Source organism: Hydrogenophaga sp. UC242_53 (genome assembly GCF_042696965.1).
In the GTDB taxonomy this organism is placed as follows: Bacteria; Pseudomonadota; Gammaproteobacteria; order Burkholderiales; family Burkholderiaceae_C; genus Hydrogenophaga.
The window spans coordinates 551,766-565,191 of record NZ_CP170552.1 but is presented as its reverse complement, the minus strand read 5'-3'; the positions used below and the strand labels follow the sequence as shown (position 1 = coordinate 565,191).

At 66.9% G+C, this 13,426-nt stretch carries 12 protein-coding genes and 3 pseudogenes; 9 read left to right on the top strand and 6 right to left on the bottom strand.

What is annotated here, in order from left to right; genetic code table 11:
* The first annotated feature begins 36 nt into the window (after positions 1-36).
* Both ugpC and ugpQ read left to right on the top strand, forming a co-directional pair.
* Complete coding sequence (gene ugpC, locus ACFJI0_RS02985; protein WP_382323381.1) at positions 37-1,041, top strand: sn-glycerol-3-phosphate ABC transporter ATP-binding protein UgpC; 1,005 nt, start codon at positions 37-39, stop codon at positions 1,039-1,041.
* A pseudogene (gene ugpQ / locus ACFJI0_RS02980) lies at positions 1,038-1,797 on the top strand (glycerophosphodiester phosphodiesterase). The gene ugpC and the pseudogene ugpQ overlap by 4 nt, the downstream one beginning before the upstream one ends.
* A gap of 10 nt (positions 1,798-1,807) precedes the next feature.
* On the opposite strand, the gene ACFJI0_RS02975 reads toward ugpQ, so the two are convergent.
* On the bottom strand, positions 1,808-2,077 hold the full coding sequence (locus ACFJI0_RS02975; protein WP_291114918.1) for a hypothetical protein: 270 nt from the start codon (positions 2,075-2,077) through the stop codon (positions 1,808-1,810).
* Between the two features lie 48 nt (positions 2,078-2,125).
* Here ACFJI0_RS02975 and hemA point away from each other — a divergent pair.
* The 5 genes and pseudogenes from hemA (at position 2,126) to ACFJI0_RS02950 (ending at position 6,984) form a co-directional block, all read left to right on the top strand.
* Positions 2,126-3,425, top strand: a pseudogene (hemA, locus tag ACFJI0_RS02970) (glutamyl-tRNA reductase).
* A gap of 69 nt (positions 3,426-3,494) precedes the next feature.
* On the top strand, positions 3,495-4,583 hold the full coding sequence (prfA, locus tag ACFJI0_RS02965; protein ID WP_382323380.1) for a peptide chain release factor 1: 1,089 nt from the start codon (positions 3,495-3,497) through the stop codon (positions 4,581-4,583).
* On the top strand, positions 4,580-5,419 hold the full coding sequence (prmC, locus tag ACFJI0_RS02960) for a peptide chain release factor N(5)-glutamine methyltransferase (protein WP_382323379.1): 840 nt from the start codon (positions 4,580-4,582) through the stop codon (positions 5,417-5,419). The genes prfA and prmC overlap by 4 nt, the downstream gene beginning before the upstream one ends.
* Before the next feature lie 52 nt (positions 5,420-5,471).
* A complete protein-coding gene (gene grxD / locus ACFJI0_RS02955; RefSeq protein ID WP_291114910.1) occupies positions 5,472-5,795 on the top strand; it encodes a Grx4 family monothiol glutaredoxin in 324 nt (107 codons plus the stop codon).
* Positions 5,796-5,979: 184 nt separating this feature from the next.
* Positions 5,980-6,984, top strand: a complete 1,005-nt coding sequence (locus ACFJI0_RS02950) for an AAA family ATPase (protein ID WP_382323378.1) — start codon at positions 5,980-5,982, stop codon at positions 6,982-6,984.
* Positions 6,985-6,998: 14 nt separating this feature from the next.
* Here the strand turns inward: ACFJI0_RS02950 and ACFJI0_RS02945 are convergent, their stop codons facing one another.
* Together ACFJI0_RS02945 and ACFJI0_RS02940 are read right to left on the bottom strand one after the other, a co-directional pair.
* Complete coding sequence (locus ACFJI0_RS02945) at positions 6,999-7,628, bottom strand: lytic transglycosylase domain-containing protein (RefSeq protein WP_382161318.1); 630 nt, start codon at positions 7,626-7,628, stop codon at positions 6,999-7,001.
* Positions 7,625-9,371 (bottom strand): annotated as a pseudogene (locus tag ACFJI0_RS02940) (proline--tRNA ligase). The gene ACFJI0_RS02945 and the pseudogene ACFJI0_RS02940 overlap by 4 nt, the downstream one beginning before the upstream one ends.
* Before the next feature lie 182 nt (positions 9,372-9,553).
* On the opposite strand from ACFJI0_RS02940, the gene ACFJI0_RS02935 reads away from it, so the two are divergent.
* Both ACFJI0_RS02935 and ACFJI0_RS02930 read left to right on the top strand, forming a co-directional pair.
* Positions 9,554-10,195 (top strand): RNA pyrophosphohydrolase, encoded by a 642-nt coding sequence (locus ACFJI0_RS02935; protein ID WP_291114902.1) that lies wholly within the window; start codon positions 9,554-9,556, stop codon positions 10,193-10,195.
* On the top strand, positions 10,192-10,728 hold the full coding sequence (locus tag ACFJI0_RS02930) for a CNP1-like family protein (protein WP_382323377.1): 537 nt from the start codon (positions 10,192-10,194) through the stop codon (positions 10,726-10,728). The genes ACFJI0_RS02935 and ACFJI0_RS02930 overlap by 4 nt, the downstream gene beginning before the upstream one ends.
* Positions 10,729-10,749: 21 nt before the next feature.
* Here ACFJI0_RS02930 and proB read toward each other — a convergent pair whose 3' ends face one another.
* The 3 genes from proB to rpmA all read right to left on the bottom strand — a co-directional run bounded on the left by proB (position 10,750) and on the right by rpmA (position 13,421).
* The gene (proB, locus tag ACFJI0_RS02925; RefSeq protein ID WP_382325898.1) at positions 10,750-11,880 is read right to left on the bottom strand and encodes a glutamate 5-kinase; all 1,131 of its coding nucleotides are present in this window, start codon (positions 11,878-11,880) and stop codon (positions 10,750-10,752) included.
* A 69-nt stretch (positions 11,881-11,949) separates the two neighbouring features.
* A complete protein-coding gene (gene cgtA / locus ACFJI0_RS02920; RefSeq protein WP_382323376.1) occupies positions 11,950-13,023 on the bottom strand; it encodes an Obg family GTPase CgtA in 1,074 nt (357 codons plus the stop codon).
* 140 nt (positions 13,024-13,163) lie between these two features.
* Positions 13,164-13,421 (bottom strand): 50S ribosomal protein L27, encoded by a 258-nt coding sequence (gene rpmA, locus ACFJI0_RS02915; protein WP_297397423.1) that lies wholly within the window; start codon positions 13,419-13,421, stop codon positions 13,164-13,166.
* Positions 13,422-13,426 lie beyond the last annotated feature (5 nt).

The following is a 13,426-nucleotide window of genomic DNA, read 5'->3' as shown; positions in this document are numbered from 1 at the left end:
CCCGGCAACCGACAACAACACGATCACAACAACGCCATGGCTTCTCTCTCACTTCGCAACATCGTCAAGCGCTACGGCATCGGCCCCAAGGCCAATCAGGTCATCCACGGGGTGAACGCCGAGATCCAGGATGGCGAGTTCGTCGTCATCGTCGGGCCGTCGGGCTGCGGCAAGTCCACGCTGCTGCGCATGGTCGCGGGCCTGGAGGAAATCTCCGGTGGTGAACTTCGCATCGGCGACCGCGTCGTCAACAACCTGGAACCGGCCCAGCGCGACATCGCCATGGTGTTCCAGAACTACGCGCTCTACCCGCACATGACGAACTTCGACAACATGGCCTACGGCCTGAAGATCGCCAAGGTGCCCAAGGAAGAGATCCGCGCCCGTGTGGACAAGGCCGCCAAGATCCTCGAACTCGGCCACCTGCTTGAGCGCAAGCCGCGCGAGCTCTCGGGCGGCCAGCGCCAGCGCGTGGCGATGGGCCGCGCCATCGTGCGCCAGCCACAGGTCTTCCTGTTCGACGAGCCGCTCTCCAACCTGGACGCCAAGCTGCGCGCCCAGACCCGGCTGGAAATCCAGAAGCTGCACCGCGAACTGGGCATCACCTCGCTGTTCGTCACGCACGACCAGGTCGAAGCGATGACGCTGGCCGAACGCATGATCGTGATGAACGCGGGCAACATGGAGCAGTTCGGTACGCCCGAAGAGGTCTATTCGCGCCCGGCCACGACCTTCGTCGCCAGCTTCATCGGCTCGCCGCCCATGAACCTGCTGAAACACGCGCCCGGTGGGCGCCCCGGCAGCATCCTGGGCATCCGCCCCGAGCACCTGGACGTGGGTGACAGTGGCTGGGCGCTGCAGGTGGAAACGGTGGAGTTGCTGGGCGCCGAGCGCCTGGTGCACGCCCGCCTGGGCGACGAGATGCTGATCATCCGCACCCACGAGGACCAGGGTGCCCCGGCCATCGGCAGCACCATCCATGCCCAGCCGCGCGAGGACCGCCTGCACTGGTTCAACGCCGAGACCGGCCAGCGGCAATGAGTGGGAGAGAGCAGCCGGGCCACTGGCCCTACCCGCGCTGGGTCGCCCACCGCGGCGCCGGCAGGCTGGCGCCCGAAAACACCCTCGCCGCCTTCCGCCTCGGGGCCTCGCACGGCTACCGCATGTACGAATGCGACGCCAAGCTCAGCGCCGATGGCGTGGTCTTCCTGCTGCACGACGCGACCCTGGAGCGCACCACGAACGGCAGCGGCGTGGCCGGTGAGCGCCCCTGGGGCGAGCTGAGCCAGCTCGATGCCGGTGGCTGGCACTCGCGCGCGTTCGCGGGCGAGCCCCTGGCAGCCCTGGAAGCCGTGGCCCGCCACTGCCAGGCGCAGGGCCATTGGCTCAACATCGAGATCAAACCCACCCCCGGCACGGAGCTGCGCAGCGGGGCGCGCCGTGGCGGAAGCGGCCGCGCGGCTCTGGGCCAGCAACGCCGAGCGCGCGCCCTTCCTCACCTCGTTCCAGCCCGACGCGCTGCAGGGCTCGCGGGAAAGCGCTCCCCACCTGCCGCGCGGGCTGCTGCTCGACACCCTGCGGGAAGGCTGGCGGGACATGGCGCAATCTTTGGGGTGCGTGGCGGCCGTGTGCAACCACGCCCTGTGGGACAGCAGCACCGTGGCCCAGGCCCGGGAAAGCGGCCTGCGCACCCTGGCCTACACCGTGAACGACGAATGGGCCGCGCAGCGGCTGCTGGACCTGGGCTTGGACGGCATCATCACCGACCGCATCGACCTGTTTGCGCCCGGGCGCTGAGGCGAAGCGCTCAGCGCTTGCGGTGCAGCCACCAGGCCAGCGTGCCCTGAACGAACACCAGGGCGGCGTAGGTGGCCATCTTGCCGTCACGGCCAAAGAACACCAGCCCCGCCAGCAGCACCACCACACCCGCCACGACCAGCATGAAGGCCTCCAGGCCGGCGCCCTGCGCCGCACGGCCGGCGCGGCGGAAACGGGGCACCGTCCACAGGACCAGGGCCATGAAAACGGCAGGGGCGATGAAGCCGGCGATGTGCCCGAGGAAGGCCAAAGGCGTCATTCGAAGCGGGCGGCGGCGTGCATAAGGGTTCAATTTTATAATCACCCCATGTCTGTCTGGGCCCTCGGCATCAACCACAACACGGCTCCGCTCGATCTGCGGGGCCGTTTTGCGTTTGCGCTCGACCAGATCCAGCCCACTTTGCACGGCTACCGCCAGAGTCTGGCGCGCCAGCCCGAGGCCACGCTGCTGTCCACCTGCAACCGCACCGAGCTGTACGGCGCGGGCGACCAGTCGGCGGTGGACCCCACCCTGGACTGGCTGGCGCAGACCGGCGGCGTGAGCGGCCAGGTGCTGCGCGACCACGCCTACATCCTGCGCGACGACCAGGCCGCGCGCCATGCCTTCCGCGTCGCCAGCGGCCTGGACAGCATGGTGCTGGGCGAAGCCCAGATCCTCGGCCAGATGAAGGACGCGGTGCGCGCCGCCAGCGACGCGGGCGCCCTGGGCACCACCCTGCACCAGCTGTTCCAGCGCTCGTTCGCCGTGCGCCAAGGAAGTGCGCAGTTCCACCGAGATCGGCGCCCACTCCATCAGCATGACCGCCGCCGCGGTGCGCCTGGCGTCGCAGCTGTTCGAAGACCTGCGCGACATCAAGGTGCTGTTCGTCGGCGCGGGCGAGATGATCGAACTGGCCGCCACCCACTTCGCGGCCAAGACGCCCAAGGGCATGGCGATCGCCAACCGCACACTGGAGCGCGGCGAGAAGCTCGCCAGCCGCTTCGGCGCGCAGGTGATGCGGCTGGCCGACGTGCCCGACCGCCTGCACGAGTTCGACGCCGTCATCAGCTGCACCGCGAGCACGCTGCCCATCATCGGCCTGGGCGCCGTGGAACGCGCGCTCAAGAAGCGCCGCCACCGGCCCATGTTCATGGTCGATCTGGCGGTGCCGCGCGACATCGAGGCCGAGGTCAAAGCCCTGCCCGACGTCTACCTCTACACCGTGGACGACCTCGCCACCGTGGTGCAGACCGGCAAGGACCACCGCCTGGCTGCCGTGGCGCAGGCCGAGGCCATCATCGACGCGGGTGTGCTCAGCTTCATGCACTGGATGGAGCAGCGCGACCCGGCCCACGGCGTGGTGCCGCTGATCCAGCAGATCAACGCCCAGGCCGACGAATGGCGCGCCGTGGAAATGGCGCGCGCCCGCCGCCTGCTGGCCAAGGGCGAGCCGGTGGAAGCCGTGCTGGAAGCGCTCTCGCGCGGCCTCACGCAAAAAATGCTTCACGGCACCCTGGCCGAACTGCACACCGGTGACAGCACCACACGTGCCGCCACCGCGCAGACCGTTTCGCGGCTGTTCCTGCGCGACGAACCGCTCAAACCCCCGCGCAACGCGCAAAACTAGCTGACCCGGCCCGCGCACGGCGTTGCGGGCCCGCGCCCGTGTCGGCGTGCAGGGTCTCCGTGCCCCACCATGAAACCCTTCGTCCGTGACACCCTGCTGCGCCAGCGAGCCCGACTGCACGAGCTCGATGCGCTGCTGTCCGCGCCCGACGTCGTCGACCAGATGGATCGCTTCCGCGCGCTGAGCCGCGAACACGCCGAGGCCTCCACGGTGGTCGAGGTGTTCAACCGCTATCTCCAACGCGAGACCGACCTGGCGACGGCGCGGGAAATGCTCGACGACCCTGACATGGCCGAGATGGCGCAGGAGGAAATCCAGAGTGCCGAGGCCGACCTGGCGCAGCTGGACATCGATTTGCAGCAACTCTTGCTGCCCAAGGATCCGGACGACGAGCGCAACGCCTTCGTCGAGATCCGCGCCGGCACCGGCGGCGACGAGTCGGCCCTGTTCGCCGGCGACCTCGCCCGCCTGTACACGCGCTACGCCGAAAAGCAGCGCTGGCAGGTGGAGACCGTGAGCGAGTCGCCCAGCGAGCTCGGCGGCTACAAGGAAGTGGTGCTGCGCATCGCGGGCCCCGGAGCCTATGGGCGGCTGCGTTTCGAGTCCGGCGGCCACCGGGTGCAGCGCGTGCCCGCCACCGAGACCCAGGGCCGCATCCACACCAGTGCGGCCACCGTGGCGGTGATGCCCGAACCCGACGAGACCCAGGCGGTGCAGCTCAACCCGAGCGAGTTGCGCATCGACACCTTCCGCGCCAGTGGCGCGGGCGGCCAGCACATCAACAAGACCGACTCCGCCGTGCGCGTGACCCACCTGCCCACCGGCATCACCGCCGAATGCCAGGACGGCCGATCGCAGCACAGCAACAAGGCCAAGGCGCTGCAGGTGCTCACGGCGCGCCTGCAGGAAAAAGACCGCAGCGAGCGCGCAGCCGCCGAAGCCGCCACGCGCAAGGGCCTGATCGGCAGCGGCGACCGCAGCGACCGCATCCGCACCTACAACTTCCCGCAGGGCCGCCTGACCGACCACCGCATCAACCTCACGCTGTACAAGGTGCTGCAGGTGATGGAAGGTGATCTGGACGAGGTGATCCACGCCCTGCAGGTCGCGCGCGGCACCGAGCTGCTGGCCGAGCTCGAACAACGCAACGGCGCATGACCACCACGCTGCGCGAAGCCCTGACGCACCTGCAGCGCGACGGCCTGGACCGGATCGACGCGCAGATGCTGCTGCTGCTGGCCCTGCAGCGCAGCCCCCACGACCGCGCCTGGCTGCTGGCGCACGACGGCGACGCGATGGACGCCGAGGCGGCCGCCCGCCTCGCGGCCCTGGTGCAACGCCGCCGGCACGGCGAGCCCATGGCCTACCTGCGCGGCGACCAGGAATTCTTCGGCCTCACGCTCCAGGTGGACCCGCGCGTGCTCGTGCCACGGCCCGACACCGAAACCCTGGTGAGCTGGGCGCTGGATGTGCTGGATGCGCTGCCGGCAGCCGCCCGCGTGCTCGACCTGGGCACCGGCAGCGGCGCCATCGCACTGGCCCTCAAGGCCCAGCGCCCGGGCGCCGTGGTCTCGGCCACGGACGCCAGCCCCGATGCGCTGACCGTCGCCCGTGCGAACGCCGATCGGCTGGGCCTGGCGGTGGATTTCCACCTCGGGCACTGGCTCACCGCGGTGCCGGCACAGCACTTCGACCTGATCGCCAGCAACCCGCCCTACATCGCCGAAGGCGACGCCCATCTGGCGGCGCTCGGCCACGAGCCCGGCTCGGCGCTGACCGCCGGCCCCGACGGCCTGGACGACATCCGGGCCTTGGTGTCCACCGCGCCCGCCGCCCTGAACCCGGGAGGCTGGCTGCTGCTCGAGCATGGGCACGACCAGGCCGGAGCGGTGCGCAGCCTGCTCCAGGCGGCCGGCTTCACACAGGTCGGCAGCCGCGCCGACCTCCCGGGCATTGAGCGCTGCAGCGGCGGCCAGTGGCCGCAGCGGCGATAATGTGAGCCGTTTCCGGGTCTCTCCAGACCCTTCCGCAGAAGGACTTTCAGCCATGAGCGACGCGCAAACCCGAATCGACCAGCTGGTCAAATCCCACGACATCGTGTTGTTCATGAAGGGCAACGCGAGCTTCCCCATGTGCGGCTTCTCCGGCCGTGCGATCCAGATCCTCAAGGCCTGTGGCGTCGAGACGAAAACGCTGACCACCGTCAACGTGCTCGAAGACGACGGCATCCGCCAGGGCATCAAGGAATACAGCAACTGGCCCACCATCCCGCAGCTCTACGTCAAGGGTGAGTTCATCGGCGGCTCGGACATCATGATGGAGATGTACCAGTCCGGCGAACTGCAACAGGTCATCAACGGCGAAGCCTGATCCCGTTCTCCTCTCGTGCGCCAGCCAGGGCCACCTTCGGGTGGCCTTGTTGTTTCTGGTGCGCGATTTCGCACACCTCGTGCCCATCTTTCGGAATGCGGTGACTTTGCCGGGCATTTCTGCATTGAGGTCGGGCATGTTGTGTGCTTGAATGAAATCGCCACCGAACCTCAAGGAGAATCGCATGAGCTCTCGCAGCCTGGTCGCTTCACCCTCCCTCGGTCTGCCCATCGCCCAGATGCGCAGCGTGTTCAGCGCCGACGACGTCGAGCGCAAGCTGGCCCACCTGCAAGCCAGCGGCAACGAACGCGACTACGAAAGCCTTCGAAACACTTGGCAGCGCATGCTGGAGCGCGGTCCCCAGCGCTTCGCGGTCAAGCCCTCGGGCGTGCCCGACATGGCACCGCTCTACGACCTGCTGCCCAATTTTGGTGAAGTGCTCGACGATGTGAAGCGCCACGTGGCGCTGAGCCAGGACAGCCGCGACAGCCTGGAAGTCACACCCATCCTGCTGCTGGGCCCGCCCGGCGTCGGCAAGACCCACTTCGCGCGCCAGCTCGCCGACCTGCTCGGCACGAGCATGAGCCTGGTGCCCATGAGTTCCATGACGGCCGGCTGGCTGCTCTCGGGCTCGTCCTCGCAATGGAAAGGCGCCAAGCCCGGCAAGGTGTTCGAGGCCCTGGTGGATGGGCAGTACGCGAACCCGGTGATCGTGGTGGACGAGATCGACAAGGCGGCTGCGGACGCGCAGTACGACCCGCTGGGTGCGCTCTACAGCCTGCTGGAACACGACACGGCGCAGAGCTTCGTCGACGAGTTCGCGGAAGTGCCGATCGACGCCAGCCAGGTGATCTGGGTCACCACGGCCAACCACGAGCGCGGCATCCCCGAGCCCATCATGAACCGCATGAACGTGTACGAGATCTCGCCGCCCTCACCCGAGGCCGCGCGCAAGATCGCGGCCCACCTCTACCGGGGAATTCTGGGGGAGCACGACTGGGGCCAGCGTTTTGACCCCGAACCGGCCAACGACGTGCTGGATTTGCTGGCGACGCTCGCGCCGCGGGAGATGCGCCGCGCGCTCGTCACCGGCTTTGGCAATGCGCGGCTGGACAACCGCTATCGCATCGAACCCGAAGATCTGCCTCGCGCGGGCGCGGGCAAAGGCCGCATCGGCTTTCTTCAGTAAACGGCCTGGCGCGCTCAGGCGTCCGGGTGGGCCCAGTTCCTGGCCGCGGCATAGACCGCGTTCGGGTACTCGGCGCGGCCCCGGCTGCCGTTGTAGCGGCCGAGCGCCAGGAAGGTGTCACCGCGTTCGCGGTCCAGGTAGTGGCGCAGGATCACGCAGCCAAACCGCAGGTTGGTCTGCATGTTGAAGAGCCGGCTGGCATCGCCGTCGCCGATCAGGCGCGACCAGAACGGCATGATCTGCATGTAGCCCCGAGCGCCCACGCGCGAAATGGCAAACTTGCGGAACGCGCTCTCGACCTGCACCAGCCCCAGCACCAGGGTGGTGTCCAGCCCCGCGCGCCGGGTTTCGTACCAGAGGGTCTGCAGGAACTCGATGCGGGTCTGGAAATCCGGCTTGCGGCGCTGCAGCCGGTCGCTGGAAGCGCCCAGCCAGCGCAGATAGGCCAGGCGTTTTTCCAGGTCGGTGAACTCGGGCACGGGCGGCGCGCTGTTGGCGATCGCAGCGCTCAAGGCACCGCGCACCGAATCGGCCAGGGGCTCTTCCAGTTGGCCACCGGCGTGCGCGACCGGGGACAGAGAGCCCAGGCCCAGCGCGCCGGCAGCCAGCAGGCAGTCGCGGCGCGACCAGACCAGCGGCTTCATGCGCCCAGCTTGCCCTTCAGGAGCGCCACCACCTCGCCCAACGCCACCTGGGTGGCGGCGGCATCGCGGCGGTGCTGGTATTCCACCTGCCCGGCCTTGAGGCCGCGGTCGCCGATGGTGACGCGGTGCGGCACACCGATGAGCTCCCAGTCCGCGAACATGGCGCCGGGGCGCTCGCCCCGGTCGTCCAGGATCACATCCACGCCAGCCGCCAGCAGCTCGCTGTACAGCTGTTCGGCGGCGACCTTCACCTCGGGGCTGCGGTCCATGCCGATGGGGCAGACCACCACCGTGAACGGCGCCAGCGCGTCGGGCCAGATGATGCCGCGTTCGTCGTGGTTCTGCTCAATCGCCGCGGCCGGCAGGCGCGTGATGCCGATGCCGTAGCAGCCCATCTCGAAATGCGCGGGCTTGCCGTCCTCGCCCAGGAAGGTGGCGTTCATGGCCTTGCTGTACTTCGTGCCCAGGTAGAACACGTGGCCGACCTCGATGCCACGCTCGATCGCCAGCACGCCCTGGCCGTCGGGCGAGGCATCGCCTTCGACCACGTTGCGCAGGTCCGCCACCAGGGTCGGCTCGGGCAGGTCGCGGCCCCAGTTCACACCGGTCATGTGGAAGTCCGGCTCGTTGGCCCCGCAGATCCAGTCCGCCAACACGGCCACCTCGCGGTCGACCACGAGATTCACCGGCTTCTTCAGGCCGATCGGGCCCAGGTAACCTGGCTTGCAGCCGAAGTGCGCATCGATCTCGGCGCCGGTGGCGAACCGGAAGCCGGCGTTGAGCCCCGGCACCTTCGCCGACCTTGACTTCGTTCATGTCGTGGTCGCCGCGCAGCAGCAACAGCCAGACCTGGCTCTTGGCGACCTCGCCCGCCTCGTCGAGTTCGTCGGTGCGCAACACCAGCGATTTCACCGTGGTGGCCAGAGGCACGCCCAGCAGCGTGCGCACGTCGGCGCAGGTGGCCTTGCCGGGCGTGGGCGTCTTGACCATGGGGTTGGCTGCCGCGGGGCGCGGTCCAGCCGGCGCCAGCGCCTCGGCCTTTTCCATGTTGGCGGCGTAGTCGCTCGCCGGGCAGTAGACGATCGCGTCTTCCCCGGTCGCGGCGATCACCTGGAATTCCTCGCTCAGATCGCCGCCGATGGCGCCGCTGTCGGCCGCCACGGCGCGGTAGCGCAGGCCGAACCGGTCGAAGATGCGCCGGTAGGCCGCGGCCATCACCTGGTAGCTCAGCTTGGCTGTCGACTCGTCCCGGTCGAAGCTGTAGGCGTCCTTCATGATGAATTCGCGGCCCCGCATGAGGCCGAAACGCGGGCGCCGCTCATCACGGAACTTGGTCTGGATCTGGTACAGGTTCTTGGGCAACTGCTTGTAGCTGCGGAAATCCTGGCGCGCAATGTCAGTGCGCACTTCCTCACTGGTGGGTTGCACCACGAAATCTCGGTCGTGCCGGTCCTTGATGCGCAGCAGCTCGGCCCCCATCTTGTCAAAGCGCCCGGTTTCCTGCCAGAACTCCGCCGGCTGGATCACCGGCATGGTGAGCTCCACCGAACCTGCCCGGTTCATTTCTTCGCGCACGATGGCCTCCACCTTGTGGATCACGCGCAAGCCCATGGGCATGTAGCTGTAGATGCCAGCGCCGAGCTTCTTGATCATGCCGGCGCGCGTCATCAGCTGGTGGCTGACGACTTCCGCGTCGGCCGGGGCTTCCTTGAGGGTGGAAATCAGGAACTGGGAGGCTTTCATGGGCGAGCTGGGTTCTGCCGCGAGGCAGTGTTGCGGTACATCGGAGGTGGGAACCGGGAGAACGGCGCATCCGGCGATCTGGACGGCCCACCTGCGCCCGGAGATGCAACAGGTGTGTGATCACTTCGCAACTTGCATGCCGCGATGCATAATGAACACAGTTTAAAAATTTGGGGTTGATTATGCTTGACAGAGAAGGCTTCAGGCCCAATGTCGGCATCATTCTGCTCAACCAGCGAAACCAGGTGTTCTGGGGCAAGCGCATCCGCTCACACTCCTGGCAGTTTCCGCAAGGTGGCATCGACAGAGGCGAGACACCTGAGCAGGCGATGTACCGCGAGTTGCACGAGGAAGTCGGGCTCATGCCCGAGCACGTGAGCATCGTCGCCCGCACGCGCGACTGGTTGCGCTACGAAGTGCCGGACCGCTTCATCCGCCGCGATGCACGCGGCCACTACAAGGGGCAGAAACAGATCTGGTACCTGCTGCGCCTCGTGGCGCAGGACTGGAACCTGAACCTGCGCGCGACCAGCCATCCGGAGTTCGACGCCTGGCGCTGGCACGACTACTGGGTACCGCTCGACGTGGTCGTGGAGTTCAAACGAGGCGTCTACGAAATGGCGCTCACCGAACTCTCGCGCTACCTGCCCAAGAACGACACCCGCAACCGCTACCTGCGCGGTGGCTCCCGCCACCGCCACGACGAAAGTCCCGAATCCTCGTCCCTGTCGGCCCCACCGCCGGGCCTGGAACTGCCCCCGGGCGCCAGTTTTGATCCCGACCCGCAGAGCGGCTCCCGCTCTGCCCACATCGAACACAAATGACTTCTGCCCGCCACCGGTTGCCGCGATGCCTGTCCGTCGCAGCGGCCCTGATTTCGTTTCTGGGTTTCAGCCCTGCATTGCAGGCCCAATTGCGAGACGACCCGGACGCCCCTGCGTGGCAGGAAGCGGCGGTCAAGCCGCCGCCCACTTTCAGCATCGACCAATTGCAGGCCTTCGAGGTCTCAGCCGGTACGGCGTTGAGCTACGGTATCGACCCCAAGACCTTGAGCGTGGGCGAGGACGGTGTGGTGCGCTATGTGCTGGTCGCCCGCAGCTCCAGCGGGGCGCTCAATGTGCTGTACCAGGGCCTGCGTTGCCAGACGGCCGAAGTCAAGACCTATGGACGCTGGAACAACAACGCGTCCAGCTGGAACGTCAACGCCAAGGAAGCATGGCAAGAGCTGTCGTTCTCCGGACCCACCCGCCCCGCCATGTTGCTGGCACGGGCGGGCATCTGCGAAGGCCGAACCATCAACGGCAGCGCGCAGAAAATCCTGCACACCCTCAAACACGGCCGCCCGGAAACGCGCTGAGCGGGCCCGGGGGCGCTGGCCTTAGCCGCGCGCCAGGACGAGGTTGTCGCGGTGGATCATTTCGGGTTCAGCCACGTAACCCAGCAAACGCTCGAAGTCCTGCGATGACTTGCGGCAGATGAGCCGGGCCTCGCTGCTCGCGTAGTTGGCCAATCCGCGCGCCACTTCGGCCCCGCGCGCATCGCGCACCGCGATCACATCCCCTCGGGAGAACTCGCCGTCGACGCCCGTCATGCCGATAGGCAGCAGGCTCTTGCCTTCGCCCACGATCTTGCCGACCGCGCCATCGTCCACCACGACGGCGCCACGCAACTGCAAATGATCGGAAATCCAGCGCTTGCGCGCCTGGTGCTTGGGTGTCTGGGCCACGAGGCAGGTGCCGATGGCTTCACCCGCCGTCAGTCGCAACAGCACGTCGGGCTCGCGGCCCCAGGCGATGACCGTGGAGGCCCCGGAACCGGCGGCGCGTTTGGCGGCCAGTATCTTGGTGATCATGCCGCCCTTGCCAATGCCGCTGCCCGCGCCGCCCGCCATGGCTTCCAGGCGTGCATCGCCAGCGCGGGCCACGTGAACAAACTGAGCGGAAGGATCGCGCCGGGGATCGGCCGTGTACAAGCCCTTCTGGTCGGTCAGGATCACGAGCACGTCGGCCTCCACCAGATTGGCCACGAGCGCGCCCAGTGTGTCGTTGTCGCCAAACTTGATTTCGTCGTTGACGACGGTGTCGTTCTCGTTGATCACCGGCACCACGCCCAGCTGGAGCAATGTCAACAGGGTCGAGCGGGCATTGAGATAACGTTCACGGTCCGCGAGGTCGGCGTGCGTCAACAGCACTTGCGCGCTGCCGACGCCACAACCGCGCAGCTTGGTCTCGTACATCTGCACCAGGCCCATCTGCCCTACGGCCGCCGCAGCTTGAAGTTCGTTGATCTCCTTGGGCCGCACGGTCCAGCCCAGGCGTTTCATGCCTTCGGCCACCGCGCCGCTGCTGACCATGATGACCTCACGCCCCTGCTGCACCAGGGCCGCCAATTGCTGACTCCATTGCCCGATGGCTTCTTCGTCAAGGCCGCGGCCCTCGTTGGTCACCAAGCTGGAACCCACCTTGACCACGATGCGGCGAGCGGTCTTGAACACGGCCGCCGGGGCCATGCCATGCACATTCATTGAATCAACAGGCGGAGAAGTCGAGGCGGTGTCCATGGGTGGGCAGAATCGAAATCAGAGGGTGTCCGGACCATTCACGAAACGGGGATCCACATCCACAGGCGCTTGCATCGACTGATGCACCTGCGCGATGTGCTGGTAGATCTTCTGCACCAGCAGTTCGCAACCCTCGCGGGTAAGCGCTGAAATTTCGAAGACGGGCCCCTTGTATTTCAGGCGTTTCACGATGTCCTTGACCCGGGCCTCCCGCTCCTCGGTGGGCACCATGTCCAGCTTATTGAGCACAAGCCAACGAGGTTTCTCGTACAGCTTCTGATCGAATTTCTTCAACTCCGCCACGATGGCCTTGGCCTGCGCGACAGGATCGACCCCTTCATCGAAGGGCGCCACATCCAGCATGTGCAGCAGCAGGCGCGTGCGTTGCAGGTGCCGCAGGAACTGGTGTCCCAGGCCAGCGCCCTCCGACGCCCCTTCGATCAGCCCGGGTACATCGGCCACCACGAAGCTCTTCTCCGGCCCGACGCGGACCACACCCAGATTGGGATGCAAAGTGGTGAAAGGGTAGTCGGCGATCTTGGGGCGCGCGTTGGAGATGGCCGCGATCAAGGTCGACTTGCCCGCGTTGGGCATGCCCAGCAAGCCCACATCGGCCAGCACCTTGAGCTCCAGCTTCAGGCTACGCTTCTCGCCGGGCCAGCCGGGCGTCTTCTGACGCGGCGCGCGGTTCGTCGAGCTCTTGTAGTGCATGTTGCCGAAGCCACCATCGCCCCCCTTGGCGATCGTCACCTGTTCACCGGGCTGCAGCAACTCGAACAGCACTTCGCCGGTCTCCGCATCCGCGATGATGGTGCCGACCGGCATCTTGAGCACGATGTCGTCGCCCTTGACGCCAAACATGTCCGAACCCTTGCCGTGTTCGCCGCGATGCGCTTCGAAGCGGCGGGTGAACCGGAAATCCACCAGGGTGTTCAGGCTGGCGTCCGCCACGGCGTACACATCGCCACCACGGCCACCGTCGCCGCCGTCGGGCCCCCCGAACTCTTTGTATTTTTCATGCCGGAAAGATGCGCAGCCATTGCCGCCATCGCCCGCAGCGACATCGATCGTGGCTTCGTCCACAAATTTCATGACATGCTTTCCAGGAAGGAACTGCTAGAGAAGGGCCAAACAAAAAGCCCGCACGGGCGGGCCTTTTGCATTCAACGTATCACATGTGCCTCATCGCACTGCACCGATTTTTCAATCTTGCAGCACGGGAGCACGCCCGCTCAGACAGGGGTGATGCTGACAACCTGACGGTTCAGCGCGCCTTTGATGGCGAAGCTCACGTGGCCATCGACCGTTGCAAAAATGGTGTGGTCCTTGCCCACGCCCACGTTCATGCCGGGGTGGAATTTGGTACCGCGCTGACGCACGATGATCGAGCCAGCACTGACCAGCTCGCCACCAAACGCCTTCACGCCGAGCATCTTGGGCTTGGAATCGCGCCCGTTTCGCGTTGAGCCGCCGCCTTTTTTCTGTGCCATGTTGA